At 57.8% G+C, this 21,694-nt stretch carries 17 protein-coding genes and 1 pseudogene; 6 read left to right on the top strand and 12 right to left on the bottom strand.

Annotated elements, in window-relative coordinates:
- The 3 genes from BJF91_RS25170 to BJF91_RS24745 form a co-directional block, all read right to left on the bottom strand.
- A partial coding sequence (locus tag BJF91_RS25170) for a hypothetical protein (RefSeq protein ID WP_208610937.1) occupies window positions 1-449 on the bottom strand: 449 nt, incomplete at its 3' end.
- Window positions 362-1,207, bottom strand: coding sequence for a tyrosine-type recombinase/integrase (locus BJF91_RS07320; protein ID WP_075613803.1), 846 nt, complete (start codon window positions 1,205-1,207; stop codon window positions 362-364). The genes BJF91_RS07320 and BJF91_RS25170, both read right to left, overlap by 88 nt.
- On the bottom strand, window positions 1,204-1,401 hold the full coding sequence (locus tag BJF91_RS24745) for a hypothetical protein (RefSeq protein ID WP_139310612.1): 198 nt from the start codon (window positions 1,399-1,401) through the stop codon (window positions 1,204-1,206). Before BJF91_RS24745 ends, BJF91_RS07320 begins: the two co-directional genes overlap by 4 nt.
- Before the next feature lie 431 nt (window positions 1,402-1,832).
- Here BJF91_RS24745 and BJF91_RS25290 point away from each other — a divergent pair.
- The 3 genes and pseudogenes from BJF91_RS25290 to BJF91_RS07300 form a co-directional block, all read left to right on the top strand.
- Window positions 1,833-1,975 (top strand): annotated as a pseudogene (locus BJF91_RS25290) (IS481 family transposase); the annotation flags it as partial.
- A 295-nt stretch (window positions 1,976-2,270) separates the two neighbouring features.
- The gene (locus tag BJF91_RS07310) at window positions 2,271-4,829 is read left to right on the top strand and encodes a P-loop NTPase (RefSeq protein ID WP_075613802.1); all 2,559 of its coding nucleotides are present in this window, start codon (window positions 2,271-2,273) and stop codon (window positions 4,827-4,829) included.
- Window positions 4,830-5,522: 693 nt separating this feature from the next.
- Entirely contained in the window at window positions 5,523-6,650 is a 1,128-nt protein-coding gene (locus tag BJF91_RS07300) for a hypothetical protein (protein ID WP_075613800.1), read from the top strand.
- A 19-nt stretch (window positions 6,651-6,669) separates the two neighbouring features.
- Here the strand turns inward: BJF91_RS07300 and BJF91_RS07295 are convergent, their stop codons facing one another.
- Window positions 6,670-7,515 (bottom strand): NAD-dependent epimerase/dehydratase family protein, encoded by an 846-nt coding sequence (locus tag BJF91_RS07295; RefSeq protein WP_075613799.1) that lies wholly within the window; start codon window positions 7,513-7,515, stop codon window positions 6,670-6,672.
- A 255-nt stretch (window positions 7,516-7,770) separates the two neighbouring features.
- Here BJF91_RS07295 and BJF91_RS07290 point away from each other — a divergent pair, with 255 nt between their 5' ends.
- Window positions 7,771-8,583, top strand: coding sequence for a cephalosporin hydroxylase family protein (locus BJF91_RS07290; protein WP_075613798.1), 813 nt, complete (start codon window positions 7,771-7,773; stop codon window positions 8,581-8,583).
- A 142-nt stretch (window positions 8,584-8,725) separates the two neighbouring features.
- Here the strand turns inward: BJF91_RS07290 and BJF91_RS07285 are convergent, their stop codons facing one another.
- From BJF91_RS07285 to BJF91_RS07255, 7 genes are all read right to left on the bottom strand, one after another.
- Complete coding sequence (locus BJF91_RS07285) at window positions 8,726-10,036, bottom strand: glycosyltransferase family 2 protein (protein WP_075613797.1); 1,311 nt, start codon at window positions 10,034-10,036, stop codon at window positions 8,726-8,728.
- 133 nt (window positions 10,037-10,169) lie between these two features.
- The gene (locus BJF91_RS07280; protein ID WP_075613796.1) at window positions 10,170-11,399 is read right to left on the bottom strand and encodes a class I SAM-dependent methyltransferase; all 1,230 of its coding nucleotides are present in this window, start codon (window positions 11,397-11,399) and stop codon (window positions 10,170-10,172) included.
- The gene (locus tag BJF91_RS07275; protein ID WP_075613795.1) at window positions 11,396-11,959 is read right to left on the bottom strand and encodes a dTDP-4-dehydrorhamnose 3,5-epimerase family protein; all 564 of its coding nucleotides are present in this window, start codon (window positions 11,957-11,959) and stop codon (window positions 11,396-11,398) included. Before BJF91_RS07275 ends, BJF91_RS07280 begins: the two co-directional genes overlap by 4 nt.
- Window positions 11,956-13,044, bottom strand: coding sequence for a CDP-glucose 4,6-dehydratase (gene rfbG, locus BJF91_RS07270; protein WP_075613856.1), 1,089 nt, complete (start codon window positions 13,042-13,044; stop codon window positions 11,956-11,958). Before rfbG ends, BJF91_RS07275 begins: the two co-directional genes overlap by 4 nt.
- A complete protein-coding gene (gene rfbF / locus BJF91_RS07265) occupies window positions 13,044-13,814 on the bottom strand; it encodes a glucose-1-phosphate cytidylyltransferase (RefSeq protein WP_075613794.1) in 771 nt (256 codons plus the stop codon). The genes rfbG and rfbF overlap by 1 nt, the downstream gene beginning before the upstream one ends.
- A gap of 221 nt (window positions 13,815-14,035) precedes the next feature.
- The gene (galE, locus tag BJF91_RS07260) at window positions 14,036-15,070 is read right to left on the bottom strand and encodes a UDP-glucose 4-epimerase GalE (protein ID WP_075613855.1); all 1,035 of its coding nucleotides are present in this window, start codon (window positions 15,068-15,070) and stop codon (window positions 14,036-14,038) included.
- A 174-nt stretch (window positions 15,071-15,244) separates the two neighbouring features.
- On the bottom strand, window positions 15,245-16,432 hold the full coding sequence (locus BJF91_RS07255; RefSeq protein WP_083943204.1) for a pyridoxal phosphate-dependent aminotransferase: 1,188 nt from the start codon (window positions 16,430-16,432) through the stop codon (window positions 15,245-15,247).
- Window positions 16,433-16,613: 181 nt separating this feature from the next.
- Between BJF91_RS07255 and BJF91_RS07250 the strand changes: the two genes are divergently transcribed.
- Entirely contained in the window at window positions 16,614-17,477 is an 864-nt protein-coding gene (locus tag BJF91_RS07250) for a GNAT family N-acetyltransferase (RefSeq protein ID WP_075613793.1), read from the top strand.
- 8 nt (window positions 17,478-17,485) lie between these two features.
- Here BJF91_RS07250 and mscL read toward each other — a convergent pair whose 3' ends face one another.
- Window positions 17,486-17,917, bottom strand: coding sequence for a large conductance mechanosensitive channel protein MscL (gene mscL, locus BJF91_RS07245; RefSeq protein WP_075613853.1), 432 nt, complete (start codon window positions 17,915-17,917; stop codon window positions 17,486-17,488).
- 257 nt (window positions 17,918-18,174) lie between these two features.
- Here mscL and BJF91_RS07240 point away from each other — a divergent pair, with 257 nt between their 5' ends.
- Entirely contained in the window at window positions 18,175-21,684 is a 3,510-nt protein-coding gene (locus BJF91_RS07240) for a PAS domain-containing hybrid sensor histidine kinase/response regulator (RefSeq protein WP_075613792.1), read from the top strand.
- Window positions 21,685-21,694 lie beyond the last annotated feature (10 nt).

The raw sequence follows: 21,694 nt of genomic DNA, 5'->3' as shown, positions 1-21,694 counted from the left end.
CGGGCGACCCAGGTGCTGATCGTCAACATGGGGGTCAATATTGGACGCCGATAGGGGGTTAACTTTCCGCGCCGATTGACACTCAAGGCGTCAAGCTCGCTTAGAATAGGTTGTCTGTCCGAGCCTGTCGCTTCGCCGTATTCTTCCCAATAATGAAAATACGGGCGATTGGATTCAGCCAGCGCGACTTTCAAACGCTCAATCGGGTTGATGACGTTTATCTTGAGCCATTCGATCCGTTGGGTCAGGGAGGCATCAAACGGGGCGAGCTTGAAGCCGTTCGGACTGGTGATAACGCCCTGATGAATTTTCAGGCACTCCGTCCGAAGCTCGTTCCAGAAAGTCGGGAAATTGGGGTGGTCTAAGAGGCCAAGGATACGCCCGATTTCTGTTCGGCAGCTGTCGCCAAACCGTTCGTATTCACTAATTCCATCACCCGATCCGCCCATATCTGCAATGCCTCGCACTTCTCGTCCAAATAAGCGTGGCGATTGTAGATGGATGCAACGCCAGAGACTATCCCGGATTTGTGGTTCAATACAGCCTCAATGATGTGTGGCTGAACCTTGAGGATTGCCATGTTGGTTGCAGCGGTACGGCGGACATCGTGAAAGCGCCAGTCCTCAGCATCCAGTCCGACGAAGGTATCCAGTCGATCCTCGAAGCGACCGAAGCCAGAGATCGGTGTCTTGCCGGTTGAGGTGAACACATAGTCCGAGCCGAGGAAGTGGTGGATCGAACGGAGAATATCGAGCGCGTGCCCCGACAACGGGACGATATGCGCAGTGCTGTTTTTCGTCCGGTCGGCCTTAAGTGTGAATGTCTTCCGGTGCCGGTCCAGTTCCGACCAGCGCATGGATGCAATTTCATCACGGCGTTGTCCGGTCAAAAGCAAGAGCTTGCCGAACTGTTCGAAAGGATAACCTTCGTCCTCGCATCCCTTCCAATAGGCGACGATTTCATCATCGTTCAGGACACGGTCACGCGACTCCTCCTTGATTGGCGGCTTCAGACCGACCACGGGCGAGTTTTCGACAATGCGCTGATCAACGCACCAAGAATAGACTTTCTTGATCGCGGCCAGCCCACGGTTGGCCCGCGTGGCTTTGCCTCCCTTCGCGCCGATATCGCTGATCAGGCGCTCAAGTTCGCGCGTCACGTCGCGGCGTTTGATGGCATTGATCGGCATGGCATGCAGGCCGCTCATGCGTCGCAAAATGCTCTCGCTACCCTTCCAGTCCTTAGTTTGGCGCTGGGCGCATCGCGTGATGAACTGAGGATGACATCGCCAAGCGTCCAAACCGGCGGTGCTGGCTCAACGTCGTGCGGCTGGAAGGTGCCCAGCTGAATATCGCGCAGGATCGATTGCGCCCTTTCGCGAGCATCCTTGAGCGTCAGCACCGGGTAGGGTTCCCAGCTTGATGCGCCCTAGCACGCCATCAACGCGGGCCGCAAGATACCAGATCTTTCCGCCCGCAGTCGAGACGCGGATATGCAGTCCGGTGATAAGTTCGTCGCGGACCTCGTACCGCTTCCCTTGAGCGGGAGGGAGGTTGTCGAGGAGCTTGGGTGTGAGTTTCTTTCACATGCCGCAACAATAAGATTGCAGCTTCCGTGTGTCAGGGTACGATTTGGAGCGGTAGCTTAGTAGCTAACTGCAAACGAACAGAAATAAAATAGCCTGCCTAGCTATCTATATTTATATGCAACCCACGGCACGAGTTCCAATTCGCCGCGTAGGAAAGGCAGGTATGCGCTTTCATTTATGATGCGGAGCATCCTATGCCAAAGCAGCCATTATGAATATGTGCGAATATGCCAACCACCGAATCCTCTCCGACATCTTTGCCGCCTACAATTTCGGCCGCCGTTTGAAGACCGTCAAAGGCCTCACACCATACGAATTCATCGTAGACAATGGACTTCAGAGCCAGAAAAGTTCAGCCTCAATCCAATCCATAAATTCCCGGACTAAACAGCTAGAAGCAATGCAGAAGTGTTATCGGGCGACGGCCACATGATGGGGAAAGGGAAATAGGCAACAATCTTTCAGATGACCTACGAAATTTCCATCGGTGAAAACTTGGGGTCATTTGCAAAAAAATCACCCCGACGGGGGGAACGTATTCTGCCAACGCTTCGTCAAAGGCCTCGCAAATTTTCCCCAATTTTCGCTACCTGTGGGTGGCATTCTCAAAAGCCGACAACCCCATTTGCAAGCGCCGTAATTGTCGCTACCACTTCGATCAAAGAACTATTTTGGAGGGCGGATGTTTACGATCGCGGAGCACAACGGCAACTTACTTCGGAAGGCCATCACAGACGGCAACGCAGTTTTGTTGCTCGGGGCCGGAACGTCTGCCACATCGTTTAATGCGCAAGGCCAAAAGGTGAAATTGGGAAAGGCTCTGGCCGCTGAGCTAGCAGAAATGGCTGGACTTCCCTATGGGGGAGAAGATCTACCAGATGTGATCCAAGCCGTTCGCCCGAGAATAAGCGAAGTGCAGCTTCATCAGCTCTTCACAAAGGAGTTTACCCGCATTGTTCCGGCCGCCGAACTTAACGAGCTTTTTCAATACAGCTGGCGTCGTCTTTATACGTGGAATATTGACGATGCGGTTGAAAATGTTCGCTCTTCGGTCCAACTACGGCGATATTATAACGGATTAAAAGATCGAGTAGCTGTCGATGAAGGCATAGAGTTTCTCCATGTTATTCATCTTCACGGAGAGGCTTCTAAGCCCGAGCATGGGTTTATTTTTGGCCCATCAGAATATAATCGGCGGCTAAACGAAAACAAGCACGATTGGTACCGCCAAGCTGTCACCGACTATGCGGCGCATGTTCCAGTTTTTATCGGAAGCACCCTAAAGGAGCCCATCATCTCCGCGGAGCTTGACCGCGCTCGTACGAACGTTGATGCATCTCTGGGTACAGCCTTTCTAATAACGCCAGATGATTTTACGCCTTTGCAAATGGCGGCTTATGAGACACGCAATATCGTCGTCATTCAAGGAACTTTGGCTGACTTCATAGGCTGGCTGAATGGAAACGTCGGTCACGGCGTTACACCACTGCAAATTAGCAAAGAACAAAATTCGTTCACTAATGCACTGGCGTCTAAAATCGTCGCTACACGGTCGGAGATCACCACTGCAAACTCCATTTTGATCCAAACTTGGCAGGATGCTAAGAAAAGGGCGGACGAGCTGCAGGGGCTCAAGCTAAAACAGGCTGCGAGGGCCTTCCTTGAAGGAGAGCCACCAAGCTGGAAGCTTGCCGCCAGCAATATCCCTGTGTGGCTTAGCGCAACCAGTGAGCTTTATACTGCACTCTCTGCGTCGATCGCCGCAGAAGACCGGATGTTCCTCGTCTACGGCCAATCGGGAAGCGGGAAAACAACAGCTCTTTTGCAGTCTCTCCTACGTTATCTTAGCGAAAACAAAGAGTCGGCAGTCTATGAACTGAAAGGTGATGTGAAATCTCTGCGTGCCTCTCTTGAGCTGATCACTCGACTTCATCCCGACGAACACGTGGTGATCTACGTCGGCGACGCCTTCATTTATGGAGACGCTCTTAGCGAAGACGCACTTACTCTTCCTCGTGGGAAGTTCACTCTGGTCAGTAGCGCCCGATCCAATGAATGGCGGCAGCACATAGAGCGGCGAGTGGGTGATTTCACCACTCCATTCGAGTTTCAACGCTTCGTTAAAAAAGACTATCCCGCTCTAATAGAGAGGTTGTTGCAATACGTACCATCGCCGAAATTCCTAAAAATGACGCCAAACGAGCGGATTACGAAGCTCGCAGCCTCACAGGAGCAGCTCTTAATTGCCCTCAAGGAAGCAACAACATCTGAGAAATTTACAAAAGTTATTACCGACGAATACGAAAAGATCCCAGACGATGACGCAAAATCGCTTTTTCTAATTGTCGGTCTCGCCACCATCGCCCGAACCGGAATTTCCAAACCGGCAGCGCGAGAAGCTTATGAAAAGGTAAGAAAAGAGATTCCTTTTGACCGTGCGTTGGGCCAGCTCGAAGGAATTGTAAGCTCCAACAGCATTGGGCGTTTGGTCGCCAGACATGAGTTGTATGTCAGGCACATTGTAGATAACGTAGCGGGCTTTTCGGCCGTCGTAGACGGCGCCGTAGAGATCCTTCGAACCTATACAAAGTATGCACTCCCCATTGTTAAGAATGTAGATCGGCAAGACGCCCTTCTATTCAAATTCATTCTCAATCATAATTTCATTGGAGAACTAGCTCGTCGGAGAAATGCCGTTGAGGAGGCCCTTCGTATATTTGAGAGTTTTGAAATTGACTTCCAATTGGATGGGCACTTTTGGCTCCAATACGGTCAATATTTATCGATGTTCGGCGAACTTGAACCGGCAATGCGAGCCCTAGAAAAGTCAATCGCCGCGTACCCGGAAAACATCTTTGCGGTTCATGCTTTAGCCGATCTACGTCTTCGAGTAGCGCACGACCGCAGTACCTATGATGCGACTACTGTTGCTCTGATCGGTGACGCCGTGGAAACCTTGGAAGCGCTTCATGCCTCACAAAATCTGGAGACGGATTTTTATCCCATTGTGACCCTGTCCAGTAACCACATATCTGCGCTTATCAAGCATGGGCAGCAACAGCCCGCAAAGGCCGCCGCACAACGATACTTCCGAATGATCGCGGCAATGCACCGTACCGACATGCAGATAGAACGCGCGCGCGAACGTCTAGCACACTACTCAACTCACGGAACATGGGAGAAGGCACAGCCCACTCAAAATGGCCGATCAAAGCATCGCAATCGTAAGAGACGACGTTGATGGTTCTCGGTCGAGGTTGTCTGCATCGACGCCCAGGCACCGGTGTCTACTGTGCTGAGATATAAGAAGTGCTCTTACTTATGTACGATGGGTTAATTGCCGAAGGTCAGCTATCCAACGCTGTTTTCGTGCCGGACGGTTGGATTCCGGCACTCTTGAGTCATCGTCAATCACCATTCGAGATGACCATTTTCGGCCTGGACTTGTCTGATACGGTTTTCAAGTTCAGTCATTTGCTTGGAATTCTGGGTGCCTTATGGGAGTCAAATTCGATGATCTTGACTGCGTGACGCTGAAATCGGATGACGCGGATTGGCAGCTCTGGCTATAAGGCGCAAGACATCTTGTTGAAACCAATCGGCACAAGGCGAGCCAAGCTGTCATAGTTCCCAGTCCTGTTGAAAATCCGCGTGTCGGTGGTTCAAATCCGCCTCCGGGCACCATTTTTCCCAATGTCATAAACGATGTCATGCTGCGGCTTCAGAGGCTGCGATCATTTCTTTCAAGCCTCACTCCAGCTTGTGTCTCTATGCAATCATTTAGCTGCGTGCCATGCGCAAGCGACCTTTGCGATCTTCCTGGTGGGAGGTTGATGCTCCCATCTTTCAGATGCCTGGGGCGGAGGCACAGATCATGGCGCGTTTTGAGACGGGATCTTAGCGCTACGGGCGGGGTCTGAGATCGTGAGGGCCTATGCCGAAACTGTCGCTTTGCATTCCCGTTGAGCCTGGTCACATCCTACCGGCTTATCTGGTGACGGAACTGCTGAAGAATGCTGCTTCCGATTTGGAGATCATCCTGTCGTGTTTCGGCGATGCGGTGCATCGCGACGGGCAATTATCCGCTATTGCCGAGAGCGATCCGCGCTTGCGGATCCTGCCACCGGCGCCAGAGGGGCTTTCGGCGGCTGAGCTCTGGGTCGGCACCGTCAGAGCTGCTGAAGGCGATTGGATTTCTCTCGTCTATCCCGAAGACATGATCGAGCCGGATCTTCCAGACCTGCTTGCCTATCTCGAAGTGGAACACCCAGAAGCCGACGCCCTCGGCTGGAGTGCCTTCCAAATTGCCGCAGACGCGCCGCGCAACATCAAGAGCAATATCCCGGTACCGGTGCTTCACAATGTCTCCGAGTTCGACAAGCGGCCGATGCTGGAGGCCTTTTTTCATTGGAAAGGTGCCGCCCGGGTGCCGCGCATGCCTTTCGGGCTTTATCACGGCGCTATCAAGCGCAGCTTGCTTGACGGTATCATTGGCGCCTGCGGCGAGTTGAGCTGGCTGACGCTCGTACCCCAATATGAGTGGGCGGCGCGCGTGCTGCTGTTTTCCAACTGCCTGCTATTTTCCAATCGTCCGCTATCGGCTATGCATGAGCGGCGGTTTGAGACGCGCCCTGTCCCATCGGCAATCAAGAATTTTCCGCTGCATTCCGGCGTCGGCCTGACGGCTGCCATCGCCGAAGTCCAGGCCCGCGTACTGATGGAACTTGGCAGCGAATGGACCGGCTTCGGTGAGGATTTTGCCCGGGCCTGCCTCTACGACTGCGCATTGGACCACTCTCCCGAAGGTTTCAAAGCAAAATCCGAAGCCTATCGACGCGCCCTAAGCTCCATGCCAGGTGGGGCGGCGCTGGCGAACGGTTTTCATCCTCCTTACAGCGCACTGCCGCCCGAAGACCGGCGCCGGGGCCTGCATGGCATGGCCTTGATGGTCGATAGGTTCATCGGCAATGCCGTTACCGCGCAGCAATTCTATAGCGTGGTCAACAGCATGATGACGCCGGTCAAGCTAATGACCTCCCCCGCCGAACGGGCATCCGCCTGATCGGCCAACGGGACGTCGATCATCCCCTCGACAGGGCGTTGCAAACGCCGACAACCGCCAGCGGGTCTGACGGGTGGATCTCGGCACTGCCGAACTCCAGGAGGTCACGACGGCCATACTCGTCAGCGATGGCCTCGGCCAACGCACGAATGGTCACAGGCATGCCGGAGCAGATATTGATCGGACCGCACTGACCGCTGTCGATGACACCTGCAATCATCCGTCCGGCATCGGCGACATCCATGAAGTCACGCAATTGCGTTCCCTTGGAAAGCTTGGCTGTCTCACCCAGCGAGAGCTTTTGCCGTAGGTATGGCACGAGGCGGGAGGAATGCTCGCCCTCACCATGTAAATAAAACAGCCGGCACCAGGAAAAATTTGTCCATAATCCTGCAAAATAGCGATCGAGCATGTGATAGGTGGATAGCTTGGCGGCAGCATAAAGGGTCTTTGGCCCCAGAGGCGCATCGACCGTCAGATGCTCGGACGGCAGATGATATTCGACGCAGGTGCCTAGACCGACGAAGTGAGAAAGTTCAGCGCGAGCGGCCCCTTCCGCCATTACCAAGGTGCCAGTGACACACTGAAAATTACGCGGAGAGTCGAGATAGCGTCCCGGCTCGACATACCAGGCGGCATGGATTGCCGCGTCACAGTCCTGAAACGTCTCGGCCCACCAGTCGACCGGCAAGGCAAAGATATCCTCGACTTCCAGCAACCTCAGTTTCGGCTGTTGCCCATCCAGAACACCCATGGATGCCGGTCGAACTAATGCCACCACGCTATGGCCGGCGTTGAGCAAGGATCGCAGGATCTGTTTTCCGACGAAGCCCGTCGCTCCAGTCAACAGAATTGTCTTGCCCATGCCGAACCTCCTCCAACCGGCGGAGCCCGGCCGCACAGCTTTAAACGTAGAGCGCAAATCCGAGCCGTGCAACGTCGCGCTACCGGAAAGCGTCAGTCTCACACAGGCATACTAAACTAGGTTTGGTACCACAGGACACTACAGCGCCGCGCGTTTGCGAAACGCGCAAAGGACGCTGTAACAACTTAAATTTTCTGCATAATTCCCTAAATCGCCTCGGATTAAGGAGTTACGCAGTAACCGGACGGAAGCGCAATGAATGTAGTCAATGATTTCCAGGCCCTTGTCAGCCGGAACATTCAATCCATCGGCGAGAGCAAGGACTTTCTCGATCTGTCGAATCTCTGGATCGAAAAATGCATCCCACTCGGTTACATGTATAATTTCAGCTGGCTGGGCCGGCCCATCATCCAGATGCCGCAGGATAGCTATGCTATCCAGGAGATGATCTGGTCGGTGAAGCCGGATCTGGTGATCGAGACAGGCATTGCCCATGGCGGCTCGCTGGTCTTGAGCGCATCGATGCTGGCAATGCTGGATTACTGCGAAGCCGTGCAAAAGGGCGAAATGCTTGACCCTAAGGCGAGCCGTCGCAAAGTGCTGGGCATCGATATCGATATCCGCGCTCATAACCGTGCCGCCATCGAGGCGCATCCGCTGAGCCATAAGATCGAGATGATCGAGGGTTCCTCCGTTGCCCCAGACATCTTCGCTAAAGTCAAGGAGGCGGCCAAGGCTCATGAGACGATCATGGTCTTCCTCGATTCAAACCATACCCACGCGCATGTCCTTGAGGAACTAGAGCTCTATGCGCCGCTGACGTCAAAGGGCTCCTATTGCGCGGTCTGGGATACGCTTGTCGAAGATATGCCCGCGGATCTCTATCCTGACCGCCCTTGGGGCCCTGGCGACAACCCGAAAACCGCCGTATGGGAATATATGCGCCGACTGGCCGAGGAAGGACGGAACGGCGCCGATGGTGCACCCCTTCGATTCGACTATGACCGCACCCTGGAGCATAAGATCGCGATCACCGTCTCACGTGACGGGTTTTTGCGGCGGGTCTGAGCGCCAAGCACATCCCACTTCGATTGTTTTGAACGAGTTAAGGGCGCCCAGAGGCGCCCTTTTTTTTATCAACAACGTCACCGCCGGCCATTAGCTGTTGCGTCCGAAGGATGCTTCAGCCCCGGACCTCTTGCGCGTCAGCTTAGCGCCGACCGGCCGCCTTCTTAGGCGCCACCTTGGTAGCCCCCACAGCAGGTTTTCCACCAAACAGTCGTATAAGATCCGCTGAGGCGGAGGGTTCTTCCTGCAGCGATCGCAGACCCGTGGCGCGCACTTCGATATCATCGGGCGCAACCATCATGGCCGAGACTACATTCCAAAGCTCGGCTGGCGTCTGTGCTCCGGCAATGTCGGAACGTACCATCATACCTTGGGGGCTGGCACCGGTCACCACCATCTCGGGCAATTCGCCGCGCCAGACGGGTTTGTAGTCGGAGAGGAACCGACCCTTATGCCAGTTGCGGAAAGCGGTCTCGTAGCCCGCCTTGATCACGTCGAACGCTTGTCTGTCGCGATAGGCCTCGGTGTTGAGCGCGCAGGCCCTAGCGTAATTCTTTTCCCAGCCAGCAAAATCGACCTTGTAGGTCTTGCGGAACCATTGCTGGGTGACGCCGATCGTGGCTGTACATCCCAGGAATGAACTGAAGGGAAAATCACGAAGCGTCGAGTCATTCTCGAAATTGGTGCCGAATTCGTCCATGAAGATCTTTGCTCGCAGCTTGGTATCTTCAAGGCGGCCAATGGAGAAGGAATTGCTTTCCGGGCACGCGCCGAACATGGAAAACGACCGTTGAGAAAACGCAAAACCACGACCTTCGCAGATAACCTTCATGGCCATGTCGTAATCCACGACCGCATGTTCAAAATAGCGTTGGTGGTACTTGGCATAGATCCGGTCGAGTAATGGGCGCCGTATTGCGGAATGATAGATTGAAAATCCAGACGTCGGTACCGATGTGGAATCCTGCCAGCCGAACATTCTGCGCTGTAAATCCGCCTTGGGCACCCGCACGACACTGCTGTCAAACGGTATGTTGACGCTACCAGGCATCTCGCCCTCGACCGGCCAGAAATAGCTGAAGGTCCCCCAAGCAAGCGCCTCAATATCCGGATTGACCGCAGCGATGCGGGTCAGGAGCCCTGCCAGTTCCGGCTCAGCAAAATCGTCGTCACCGATGAAGAGGACCCATTCGCCACGGCTGGCATGGATGGTGCGCTCCCAATTGTCCATCATCGACAGGATACGCTCACTGGTCGGAAGATAGATGACACGGCGGTCAATAGCATACCTGGTCATGAAATCGTTCATGATCGAAGGATCGTCCGAATTGTCGGTGAAGATGAACTCGACATCGGCACGGGTATTGCGCAGCAACCCCTCAATGGTCTTCCGGAAATAAACCTGACGGTTTCGCGAGGGAACGCAAATTGACAGAGTTGGCGTGTCAGTCATCAGAGATCTCCTGGCGATTTCATCGGGAGCGGATATTCAATCGAAGGTTACTATTTCACGCGTACTGCGTTGTCTGGCGTCGGCGGCGCGATGGCAGCTGCCGCCGATCGATCCTCTAACGCTGGATCAGCCGTCATCGATGCACCGTCAGGATCGGGACCGCCGTCACGAATTTCCCACCCCAGTCGGCGATATACGAAAGTTGCTGTTTGATTTCCGCCGTCAGATTCCATGGGAGGATCACCAGTCTGTCAGGTTTGTGGAGTTTCAGAAGCTCTTCCGAAACGATCGGGATCCGGCTTCCTGGCAGGAGCATGTCCTGCTTTGCCGGGTTTTTGTCGACGACGAAGGCGATCTGGCCTGCCTTGACGCCGGCGAAATTCAACAGAGTATTGCCCTTGGCCGCCGCGCCATAGGCCGCGACAGAGAGGCCTTGGCGATTGCAATCGATCAGGAAGGCTAGGAAGTCGTCTCGCACTTTCACTGCCTTGGCTTGGAAGCCGTCATAGCCATCAGGACTGTCCAGCCCCGCCTGCCGCTCACGCTCCAGCATGGCTGCAACGGCCGGGCTGCGGGCATGGGTTGCGGCATAGGCCCGGCAGGCGAAAACCCTGAGGCTACCGCCATGCCAGGGCGTGGTTTCCACGTCGAAGACGGCAAGACCATTGGCGGCAAAGATCCGCTCCACGGCCAGAAGCGACAGATAGGAAAAATGCTCGTGATAGACCGTGTCGAACTGGTTCTCGGCAATCATGTTCATCAGATGCGGAAACTCGAAGGTGGCGACGCCTTCGGGTTTCAGCAGATGGGCAAAGCCGGCGACAAAGTCGTTAATGTCGGGCACATGCGCCAAGACATTGTTGGCGGCTGTCAGATCGGCAGACCAGCCGTCGGCGACAAGCTTTTGCGCCAGCGCCACGCCGAAGAAATTCTCGACGACGTCGAGGCCCTTTTCCCGGGCGGCGCGCGCCGTGCTTGCCGTTGGCTCCACGCCTAAGCAAGCGATGCCCCGCGCCTTCACATATTGCAGCAGATAGCCGTCATTGGCAGCGATTTCGACGACTTTTGAGGCTTCACCAAGCCCGAAACGATCGGCCATGGTCTCGACATAGGACTTCGCATGCGCGAGCCAGGATGAGGAAAAGGATGAGAAATAGGCATAGTCATGGGAAAAGAAGGTTTCCCGCGACGCGAAATCCTCGGTTTGCACCAGGAGGCAGTCCTCGCAAACGCGAATGACCAGCGGATACCACAGCTCCGGCTTCGCCAGATCCTCAGGCTTCACATAGGAATTGGACGGCGGTGCGGTGCCGAGATCGAGAAAGGGTCGCATCCTCTGCGATCCGCAATGGCGGCACGTCATACAATCAGCCCTTCGAATTCAGAGGTAACAAGCGGATGAGCCTGGTCGCGCGCAGACAGCCGCTCGACCGGAAGCGGCCAGGCAATGGCCAGACGCGGGTCTTCAGGGTTCAGTCCGCCCTCAGCTTCGGCGCGGTAGGGGGCCGAATGGGTATAGATCATCCGCACGTCGTCGCTCAGTGCCTGGAAGCCATGGGCGAAGCCTGGCGGGATCAGCAACGAGCGGCAATTATCGGCCGAGAGTTCGACGGCGACATGCCGCAGCAGGGTCGGCGAGCCCTGGCGCAAGTCCACCGCAACGTCGAGGATCCGGCCTTGCACGCAGGTCACCAATTTCCACTCGGCAAAGGGCGCGTGCTGGAAATGCATGCCGCGCACCGTGCCCTTCAAGGCTGTGCCGGTCTCATTGACCTGCAGCACCGGCCCCGGCCAGCCGAATGCCGCAAGCTCCTCGCCGCAAAACAGCCGGCTCAGAAAACCGCGTTCGTCCCCCAATCGGCTGCGGGTCAACAGCGTCAGGCCGGCAATGGCAGTGTGTTCGGCCTGGAAGCGGGCGCTCATACGGCAAGCCTCTGTTCGTAACCAAGACCGGCGCTGTAATCGGCTATGTCGGCAAGGCAGAGCGCGCGGGCCGATGCGCCGGCTGAAAGCTGCCGATACCAGTTCATGGTGCGCGCCACGGTTTCCTCAAGCGACCAGAGCGGGCGGTAGCCAAGCATGTCAGAGGCGAGAGAACTGTCCAGCATCAGATAGCCAGCCTCGTGCGGTCCGTCGCTGCCATCCCCCAGGCGAAGATCACCGCCGCCGAGACGTCCGGCTGCGAGCGCCAGAACATCGGCGACCGTGGCGGCGCTGGCGTGATCCGGGCCAAAATTGAGAGCTTGAACACCCGCCGGCTCGTGCCACAGGCGCTCGGCCAGGGCGATATAGCCGGCCAGCGGCTCAAGCACATGCTGCCAGGGCCGCACCGCCTGCGGGCGGCGCACATCGAGCGTTTCCCCCTGGCTCCAGGCGCGCACCGCGTCGGGGATCAGTCGGTCATCGGCCCAATCGCCGCCGCCGATGACATTGCCGGCCCGGGCCGTGGCTAGACCGATGCGACGGGCTGCGAAGAAGGAGGAACGGTAGCTGGCAACGACAATCTCGGCTGCCGCCTTGCTGGCGCTATAGGGATCGTGGCCGCCGAGCGGGTCGCTTTCGATGAAGGCCTTGCCAGTCTCGGCATTCTCGTAGACCTTGTCGGTGGTGACCACGACGATGGATTTGACATCCGGGCAGATCCGCAGCGCGTCGAGCAGATGCACGGTGCCCTGGACATTGGTCTCGAAGGTCAGGGCTGGGTCGCGGTAGCCCTGCCGCACCAAGGGTTGCGCCGCCAAATGAAAGACGATCTGCGGCTTGGCCCGTGCAACCACGGCGGCAACGGCAATCGGGTCACGCAGGTCGCAAATGCCTTGTCCTGGCTGATCATCACGGTCTTCAGCGAGAAGGTCGTGCAGATTGGGATCGGTCTGCGGTGCCAGTGACAGTCCCGAGACCTCGGCGCCCATCTCGCGCAGCCATAAGCCGAGCCAACTGCCCTTGAAACCGGTATGGCCGGTCAGCAGCACCCGTTTGCCGGCCCAGAATTGACGGTCGATCATCATCACCAGCTCTTCCACGGCGGTCGCCCGCTCGCCCATAAATCTTCGAGATGGTTCTTGTCGCGCAGCGTATCCATCGGCTGCCAGAAGCCGTTATGCAGATAGGCACAGAGTTCGCCCTCCGCGGCGAGGCTGCTCAGCGGCTCGGCTTCCCAAGGTGTGTCGTCGCTGGCGATCCGCTCGATGCATTTGGGCGAGAGGACGAAAAAGCCGCCATTGATATAGCCCGCCTCGCCGACAGGCTTTTCGACAAAGCCGCGCACGACAGCACCATCCAGCTTCAGCGCGCCGTAACGCGCCGGCGGCTGCACAGCGGTCACAGTGGCAAGCTTGCCATGCTCCTTGTGAAAGCGGAGCGTCGCCGAAATATCCAGATCCGACACGCCATCGCCATAGGTGAAGCAGAAGGCCTCTTCGTCCTTCAGATAATTCGCCACCCGCTTCAGCCTGCCGCCGGTCATTGAGCTTTCACCGGTATCGACGAGAGTGACGCGCCAGTTCTCGGCACTCTTGCGGTGAAATTCCAGGCGGTTTTCGGCAAGGTCGAAGGTGATATCCGACATGTGCAGGCCGTAATTGGCGAAATATTCCTTGATAATATAGCCCTTGAAGCCGCAGCAGACGATGAAATCGCGGATACCATGGGCATAGTAGAGCTTCATGATGTGCCAGAGAATCGGCCTGCCGCCGATCTCGATCATCGGCTTTGGACGCAGATGGGTCTCCTCGGAAATCCGGGTTCCAAGACCGCCGGCGAGTATCACCGCTTTCATTGCGTCCGCTCCATCCCGGCCAGATCGGGGCGCGCATCCAGCGCCTGCACAGTTCCTGCCATCATCCACCTGTCTGCTTGCAGCCGGCCCGACGACAGCGCGTCAGGCGGCAGAAGGGCGAGCGATCACAGCGATGGACGCTCCGCCCTGTCGACAAACTCTAGAGGGGGAAACTGTCGTCAAACTGGAGCATATAAGGTAGTCCCGATTTTAAGCCCGGGTTAAAGGCCGCCGGCCAATCGTCGCGCGGCCATGCCAAGCGGCGTCTCGCGAGCGCTGAGGCAGCGGCGCTCCCAATCGAGCGAAGTGCGCACAATCGCATCCAAGCCCGGATTTTCAGCCATCCAGCCCAGCTTATCTTGGGCAAGGCCGGGGTCGGCGATGACGCTGGCGGCGTCGCCGGGCCGTGGCGCTTCGATGGTAACAGGCAATCTACGCCCCGCGACCCTTTCTACCGCAGCAATCACCTCCCGAACGGAGGCACCGGCGCCATAGCCGCAATTGGCGGTCAGCGACGGCCCGCCATCGTCCAAATAGGCAAGCGCGCGGAGATGAGCACCGACGAGATCATCGACATGGATATAGTCGCGGATGCCAGTCCCATCAGGCGTGGGGTAATCGTCACCGAAGATTTGTAAACAGGGGCGCAGGCCGAGCGCCGTTTCGCAGGCGGCTTTGATCAGATGGGTGGCGCCGCGGGTGGATTGACCGGTGCGGCCCTTGGCGTCACAGCCGGCCACATTGAAATAGCGCAGGGCGACAAACCGAAAATCGGGATGGGCGCGGGCGGTATCGGCCAGCATCAGCTCGGTCATCAGCTTGGATTGGCCATAGGGGCTTTGAGGCCGCAGGGGGTCTGTCTCACGCACGGGACGGTCGTCCGCTGGCGGACCATAGACCGCGGCGGTCGAGGAAAACACCAGCTTACCGATGCCGGCCTGCACTGCCTCTTCGATCAAGATCGAAGAGTTGACGGTGTTGTTCGCGTAATAGTCCATCGGCGTGGCAATGGACTCGGACACGATCACCGAGCCGGCAAAATGAAAAATCGCGTCGATGGCATGACTGGCAAAAATCTTGCGCAGAAGATCGCGATCTGAGAGGTCGCCGAGATAAAAATGCGCCTGTGGTGCCACGGCACTGCGAAAGCCGGTGGAAAGGCGATCGAGCACGACCACGTCATGGCCGCTGTCCACCAGCGCCCAGACCATGTGACTGCCGATATATCCGGCGCCACCCGTGACCAAGATTGCCATGCCCATCCCCACAAGAAGCCCGCCCCACAAGAGATCATCTCTTGCCGCAGATAACAGCGGCAGGTTCTTTCGCCCGGTTAAAATCACAGGATCGAAGCGAAAAGCAATCGGTACTTTTATAGAAAGAGCTAAAGTGGCTTTAACGCAATTGCTCGATATCGAGCAATTACCCGGCTACAACCGCGCGATATAATCACTCAGGCGGGACGCTGCATCCGTGATCTGGCGAGGGTCGCGCAGGAAGCAAGCGCGCAGGAAAGACGACCCGCCGGCTCCGAAAGCCGATCCGGGTGCGAGTGCCACGCCTGTCTTGTCGACGATATCAATCGCCGCCGCCCTGCTGTCGGTAATACCGTCGATTTCCAGGAACGCATAGAGAGCGCCATCCGGCTTCACCGACCGCACCCGGTTGGTGGCAATCAGAGTATCAAGTAGAATATCGCGCGAGGTGCGGGCGCGGGCGATATTTTCAGCCACGAATCCGTCACCTTGCTCCAGCGCCGCCACAGCGCCGCGCTGCATGAATTGCGCCACGCCGGAGGTGGAATACTGGATCAGGTTTTCGATGACCTGACCAAGCTCCGGCGGCGCCACCAGCCAACCGACCCGCCAGCCGGTCATCGACCAGTTCTTGGAAAAGGAATTGGCAAACAACACCCGGTCGCCCTCTTCCATCACATCGAGGAAGGACGGCGCCCGCGCCGGCCCGGCGAAATAATAGAGCGCGTAGATTTCATCGGCGAGGATCCATAGCCCATGCTTGCGGGCCAGCGCGAGAATGGCGCGCAGATTGTCGAGGCTCGCGGTCCAGCCGGTAGGATTGGATGGCGTATTGATGAACAGCGCTTTGGTTTTCGGCGTAATCGCCTTCTCAAGCCGCTCGATATCGAGCTGCCAAGCGCCGTTTTCATAGCCGATCTCGACGCCGACGGCCTTTGCCCCGCCGATCTCGATGGCGGCAACGATGTTCGGCCAGCACGGCGATAGATAGATCATCTCATTGCCCGGTGCCGTCACGGCCTGCACCGCAAGCTGGATGGCCTGCATGCCGGACCCGGTGACGTAGAAATGCTCGCTCGACAGGCTGACGGCGAAGTGGCGGCGGTAATAATCCGAAAGAGCCTGGCGCAGCTCGGGAATGCCGCGCTGCCAAGTGTAAAATGTCTCGCCCGCCAACAAGGCATCGCTCGCTGCCCTGTTGATAAAGTCGGGGCTCGGCAGATCGCCCTCGCCGGCCCAGAGCGGCAGGAGATTGTCGCGTCCGCGCGCATAATTTATGATTTCCACGATCCCGCTTTCCGGCGCCGCGGTCGCGCGCGGGCTGAGGCTGGCGATCAGGGATGAACCGGCGGGCATGACCATGGGAAATCTCCTTTATTCGGCTTTGTTCATAACCGAAGCCCGGCGGAAAATCCCATGACAAAGCGTGGCAAACCGATCGATTCTTTTGATGGAAAAAGACACGGATAGAGCACTGTACCGGCTTTTCTTCCAGGCGCACAGCGGCCACGATCTCGCTGCCCCGTTTGACCAAAGGTAAGAGATGACGAAAGCTTGCGTTTCATTGGCGTTTTCATCACCGGCACCGGAGGCAGTCCTGGATCGGCTGAGACAGGAGCCGCTGAAGAACCTGATCATCCTGAAGTTTCTGCTCGGCCAGGCAGAAGGCGTGTGTGGCTGGCAAATCATGGAATGCGGCAAGACCGCCACGCTTCTCATGGTTGAAACCCGCTTCAGCGCTTTCGACATGGTCGCTTATCTGGATACCTTTGCTTCGATCATCATTGTCAGCGACGAGCCGCGTCTCACAGCATTGTTGCTGGAGCATGTTCCCCGTCATGCCAATCTTGTTTTCAAGCTCTCGTCGGAGCAGGACCAAGATGTTGTCGCACGGTATTTCCCCTTGGAGCGACAGATCGCCTACCTGTCTTACACAGTTCAAGGCAACGATCCGGTGACTGGGCCGGCCACGATAAGTCGGAGCGGCGATGACGATGCTTTTGCGCTGTTCAAGGCGCAGGGCCATGATCCGGCCTGGATCGGTCGTCTTCTCGCGGAAGATAAGGCGTTCCTGTCTGTCATCAGAGATATGGATGATCAGGGACGACCGGTCGTTCTTGCCACATGTTTCGCTTTCGAGATCGATGGAGCCCTATGGGAGATCGGCGGTGTCTACACCAGCCCGACAGCTCGCCGCAGAGGCTATGGCAGGCGGGTCGTCGATGCGGCAATACGGGAGCTCTCACGCTGTGCCCGCATCCCTCGTTATCAGGTTGCTGAAGACAACGTCGCCTCCATTAAGCTGGCGCAGGCATTGGGGATGAGCAGATTTCTCACCCTGACGCATTACAGGCACCGGGTTCTCGCAAAATGCCAGGCAGGTGACACCCCGCCTGGCGGCGTCTGACGTCCCCTTTATTCCTGCCGGGCCTTCAGCAGATCGCGGATCTCGGTCAGCAGCAGCACGTCCGCCGGCGGTGGCGGGGTGGGCTTGCCCTGCTTTTCATCGTGTTCGAGTTGCTTTCGCATCGTGTTGACGCCCTTGACCATCAGGAAAATGATGAAGGCGAGGATGACGAAATTGATAACGACCGTGAGGAAGTTGCCATAGGCGAAGACGGCACCCTGCTTGCGGGCTTCGGCCAGACTCACGGCCGTGACCTTGTCGCTGAGCGGCAGGAAATAGTTGGAAAAATCGAAGCCGCCGAACACCACGCCAACCAGGGGCATAACGATATCGTTGACCAGCGAGGTGACGATGAGACCAAAAGCGCCGCCGATGATGACGCCGACTGCAAGATCCATAACATTGCCGCGGGCAATGAATGATTTGAATTCGTTGAGCACACCTGTCCCCTTCATGACCGATCCATCTCCTTATTCCAACTTGGCTTATAAATGACTCATTAAGGCTCGGCTTAGAAGCCCCAATTCAATGATTGTCGTCACTAACCTTCGCAGTCACCGCAACATATCAAATGCCTAACGCATAAAATCCGCTTCGGTTTCGACTTATTGCCAAGGCGGCCCCGATTTCAAAAGCAACCGGCATGACTTAGAGTGGAGACGGCTTATCGTTGGCACGTGAATGGGAGGGGCAGGCGATGCTTCCGGCATGGCTGATCATCACGGCATCGATCCTGTATCTGTTGCTGCTGTTTGCCGTGGCAAGCTATGGCGATCGGCGCAGCCGATTGAAGGGCGTTCCCGCCAATGGCAGGCCATTGGTCTATGGCCTGTCGCTCGCCGTGTATTGCACGTCCTGGACCTATTTCGGTGGCGTCGGGCTGGCGGCAGACCGGGGCCTGGAATTCATGGGCATCTATATCGGGCCGATCCTGATGCTGACGCTCGGCCTGCCGCTGGTGCGCCGGATGATCGAAATCGCCAAGGTGGAAAAGCTTACCTCCGGCGCCGATTTCGTCGCCGCCCGCTATGGCAAGAACCCAATCGTCGGCATGCTGGTGACGGTGATTTCGCTGGCCGCCTCCATCCCCTACATCGCCCTGCAATTGAAAGCCGTGTCGAATTCGATGGGCGTGCTGGTCGACCCCACCAGCTATGGCATCGGCACCGGCAATCTCTATTTCGTCGATCTAGCGCTGATCGTCGCGCTGACGCTCGCTTGTTTCGCGGCGATCTTCGGCACGCGCCATACGGATGCGACCGAGCATCAGGACGGGTTGATCCTGGCCATTTCGATGGAGTCAGTGGTCAAGCTTCTGGCGTTTTGCACGCTCGGCGTTACCGTCGTGTTCTTCTTTTTCGACGGCCCCGCCGATCTGTGGCGCAAGGCTACCGAAAGCCCGCGGGTGATGGAGGCCCTTTCCTACCAGACCCCGATCAGCCGCTGGGTGCTGCTGACGGCGCTGTCGGCCTTCGCCATCCTGATGCTGCCGCGCCAGTTTCATGTCACCGTTGTCGAGAACCGCACCAACCGAGAACTGCGCCGCGCCGGGCTGCTGTTGCCGCTCTATCTTATCGCCATCAACCTCTTCGTGCTGCCGGCCGCCATCGGCGGGTTGCTCGCCTTCAACGGCACCGGCAATGCCGATCTTTACGTGCTATCGCTGCCGCTGAGCCTCGATTTGCCTGTCGTGACACTCGTCACCTTCATCGGTGGCTTTTCGGCCGCAACCGCCATGGTGATCGTCGAAACCGTGGCTCTGGCAATCATGATTTCCAACGATATCGTGCTGCCCGTGCTGCTGCGGCGCGGCTTCCGGCATGGGCAAGGCGCCTCGCAAAGCCTGGCAAAGACCGTGCTCCTGATCCGTCGGCTGGCGATTTTCGGCGTGCTGCTGCTAGGCTATGCCTATTTCCGGCTGGCCAGTGACGATCGTGGCCTGTCTTCCATCGGGTTGCTCGCCTTTGCCGCCATCGCCCAGATTGCGCCCTGCCTGCTCGGCGGGTTGATTTGGCGGCGCGCCAATGCCAGGGGCGCGATCCTCGGCCTGTCACTCGGGTTCATCACCTGGATCTATACGCTGCTGCTGCCAAGCTTCGGCCTCGATACCCATAAGGATCTGGCCCCGGACATCCTCTCCTTTCTGTTTCCGGGCATCGATGCTTTCACCCGGGCTGGCGCAGATCCGCTGCTGACGGCAACCGTGCTGTCGCTGCTGATCAACACGCTGGCCTTCGTGCTCGGCAGCCTCAGCCGCAACCCGCGTCCCGTGGAGCGCATCCAGTCCGGCATCTTCGTGCGCCGGCACCGACGCTCGCAATTTGCCACGCGCGGCTGGAAAACCAGGGTCAGCGTTGGTGATTTGAAGACCGCGATTGCCCGCTATCTCGGCCACGAGCGGATGGAACGCTCGCTGAAGAGCTATGAGCGCGAAGCTGGCCGCCGGCTTGAGGACGACAGCCCCGCCGATATGGCCTTCATACATTTCACCGAGCAATTGCTGGGCAGCGCCATCGGCTCGGCCTCGGCAAGGCTGGTCCTGTCGCTGGTGCTGCAAAAGGCGGAAGACACGTCCGCCGATACCGCATGGCTGCTCGACCAGGCGAGCGAGGCTCTGCAGTATAACCAGGACATGCTGCAGACAGCGCTTTCGCAAATGGACCAGGGCATTGCCGTTTTCGACAGCAGCAGCCGGCTGACAATCTGGAACCGGCGTTTCCGCAGCCTGCTCGACCTGCCAGACGAAATGGGCCAGGTCGGCGTGGCGCTTGCCGATATCGTCCATCGCCTGAGCGCGCGCGGGGCGATCGCCAAGCAGGACGAAGCCAAAGTCCTCGCCAATTTTCACCATATGGACGAGCCGTTTCAATTGGTCCTGAGCGAGGGTTCCCAGATCATCGAGGTGCGCTGCAACGCCCTGCCGGACAAGGGCCTGGTCGCGACCTTCACCGACATCACCCCGCAAGTCGCAGCTGACCGGGCCTTGAAACAGGCCTACGAGACCCTGGAACAGCGGGTGAGCGAGCGCACAGCGGAGCTGACTCGGGTCAATACTGCACTCGCCGAAGCGCGGGCCAGCGCCGACGAGGCCAATATCGGCAAGACAAGGTTCTTCGCCGCCGCCGGGCATGACATTCTCCAGCCGCTCAATGCCGCCAGGCTCTATTCCTCGGCATTGGTGGAGCGGCTTGGTCAATCGGACAATGCCGGGCTGGTGCGTAATATCGATTCGGCGCTCGAATCGGTCGAGCAGATCCTCGGTGCGGTTCTCGACCTGTCGCGGCTCGACACCGGTGCGATGAAACCGCGCTTCGCCACCGTGCCGTTGCAGGGTCTGCTGGAGCGGATCCGCACCGATTTCGAGCCAATGGCGCTGGAAAAGAACCTCAAGCTGGTGGTGCTGCCGACCTCGCTCAGCGTGCGCTCGGACGCCAATCTGCTGCGCCGGCTGGTGCAGAATCTGGTCTCCAACGCGATCAAATACACGCCATCAGGCAAGGTCGTGGTCGGCGCGCGGCGGCGGGGCGGGCAGGTCATCATCCAGGTCACGGATTCGGGCATCGGCATTCCCTCTTCGAAATTCCGCACCGTGTTCAAGGAATTCGCCCGGCTCGACGACGGCATCAAGACTGCCAGTGGCCTGGGTCTCGGCCTGTCGATCGTCGACCGCATCGCCCGGGTGCTGAAATCGACCGTGGCGCTCGAATCTCAGCCCGGGCGCGGCACGAGTTTTCGCGTCACCCTGCCGCTTGAAGAAAGTGTAAGGGCGCCGGTCCCGGTGGATGATCCGGCAATTGCCACGGCGCTCAGGGGCAATCTCAGCGGCTTGACGATTTTGTGCATCGACAACGAACCGGGTATTCTCGAGGGCATGCGGCTGCTGATCGGCGGCTGGGGATGCAGGGTGATCACGGCCGGTTCGGTCGAAGAACTCGACCGGGTTTTTGCTGATAATCCGCAGGTACCTGATGTGATCATTGCCGATTATCACCTGGGCGATGGCAGCGGCATCGGCGCTATCTTAAGGCTGCGCGCGCTCTACGGCCAGCCGGTGCCCGGCCTGCTGATCACCGCCGACCGGACGATCGAAGTCCGGACTGAGGCAGAAAAACAGGACATTGCCGTGCAGCACAAACCGGTACGACCGGCGGCCCTTCGCGCCTACATAACCCAGGCATCCAGCCCGCGCCGCAGCGCTGCGGAATAGGCGAAAAGGC

Origin of the sequence: Gillisella taibaishanensis (genome assembly GCF_001938985.1) — a bacterium.
Classification (GTDB): domain Bacteria; phylum Pseudomonadota; class Alphaproteobacteria; order Rhizobiales; family Rhizobiaceae; genus Allorhizobium; species Allorhizobium taibaishanense.
Note: the sequence above shows the minus strand (reverse complement) of the source record. Positions and strands in the feature narration are given on the sequence as shown.

Coding starts and splice junctions, on each gene's coding strand:
- rfbF (WP_075613794.1), bottom strand. CDS start 13,814: ATGAAAGCGGTGATACTCGCCGGCGGTCTTGGAACCCGGATTTCCGAG.
- BJF91_RS07275 (WP_075613795.1), bottom strand. CDS start 11,959: ATGAGCGCCCGCTTCCAGGCCGAACACACTGCCATTGCCGGCCTGACG.
- BJF91_RS07310 (WP_075613802.1), top strand. CDS start 2,271: ATGTTTACGATCGCGGAGCACAACGGCAACTTACTTCGGAAGGCCATC.
- BJF91_RS07255 (WP_083943204.1), bottom strand. CDS start 16,432: ATGGTCATGCCCGCCGGTTCATCCCTGATCGCCAGCCTCAGCCCGCGC.
- BJF91_RS07250 (WP_075613793.1), top strand. CDS start 16,614: ATGACGAAAGCTTGCGTTTCATTGGCGTTTTCATCACCGGCACCGGAG.
- BJF91_RS07285 (WP_075613797.1), bottom strand. CDS start 10,036: ATGACTGACACGCCAACTCTGTCAATTTGCGTTCCCTCGCGAAACCGT.
- BJF91_RS07320 (WP_075613803.1), bottom strand. CDS start 1,207: ATGAGCGGCCTGCATGCCATGCCGATCAATGCCATCAAACGCCGCGAC.
- BJF91_RS07295 (WP_075613799.1), bottom strand. CDS start 7,515: ATGGGCAAGACAATTCTGTTGACTGGAGCGACGGGCTTCGTCGGAAAA.
- BJF91_RS07300 (WP_075613800.1), top strand. CDS start 5,523: ATGCCGAAACTGTCGCTTTGCATTCCCGTTGAGCCTGGTCACATCCTA.
- rfbG (WP_075613856.1), bottom strand. CDS start 13,044: ATGATGATCGACCGTCAATTCTGGGCCGGCAAACGGGTGCTGCTGACC.
- galE (WP_075613855.1), bottom strand. CDS start 15,070: ATGGCAATCTTGGTCACGGGTGGCGCCGGATATATCGGCAGTCACATG.
- BJF91_RS07240 (WP_075613792.1), top strand. CDS start 18,175: ATGCTTCCGGCATGGCTGATCATCACGGCATCGATCCTGTATCTGTTG.
- BJF91_RS07280 (WP_075613796.1), bottom strand. CDS start 11,399: ATGACGTGCCGCCATTGCGGATCGCAGAGGATGCGACCCTTTCTCGAT.
- BJF91_RS07290 (WP_075613798.1), top strand. CDS start 7,771: ATGAATGTAGTCAATGATTTCCAGGCCCTTGTCAGCCGGAACATTCAA.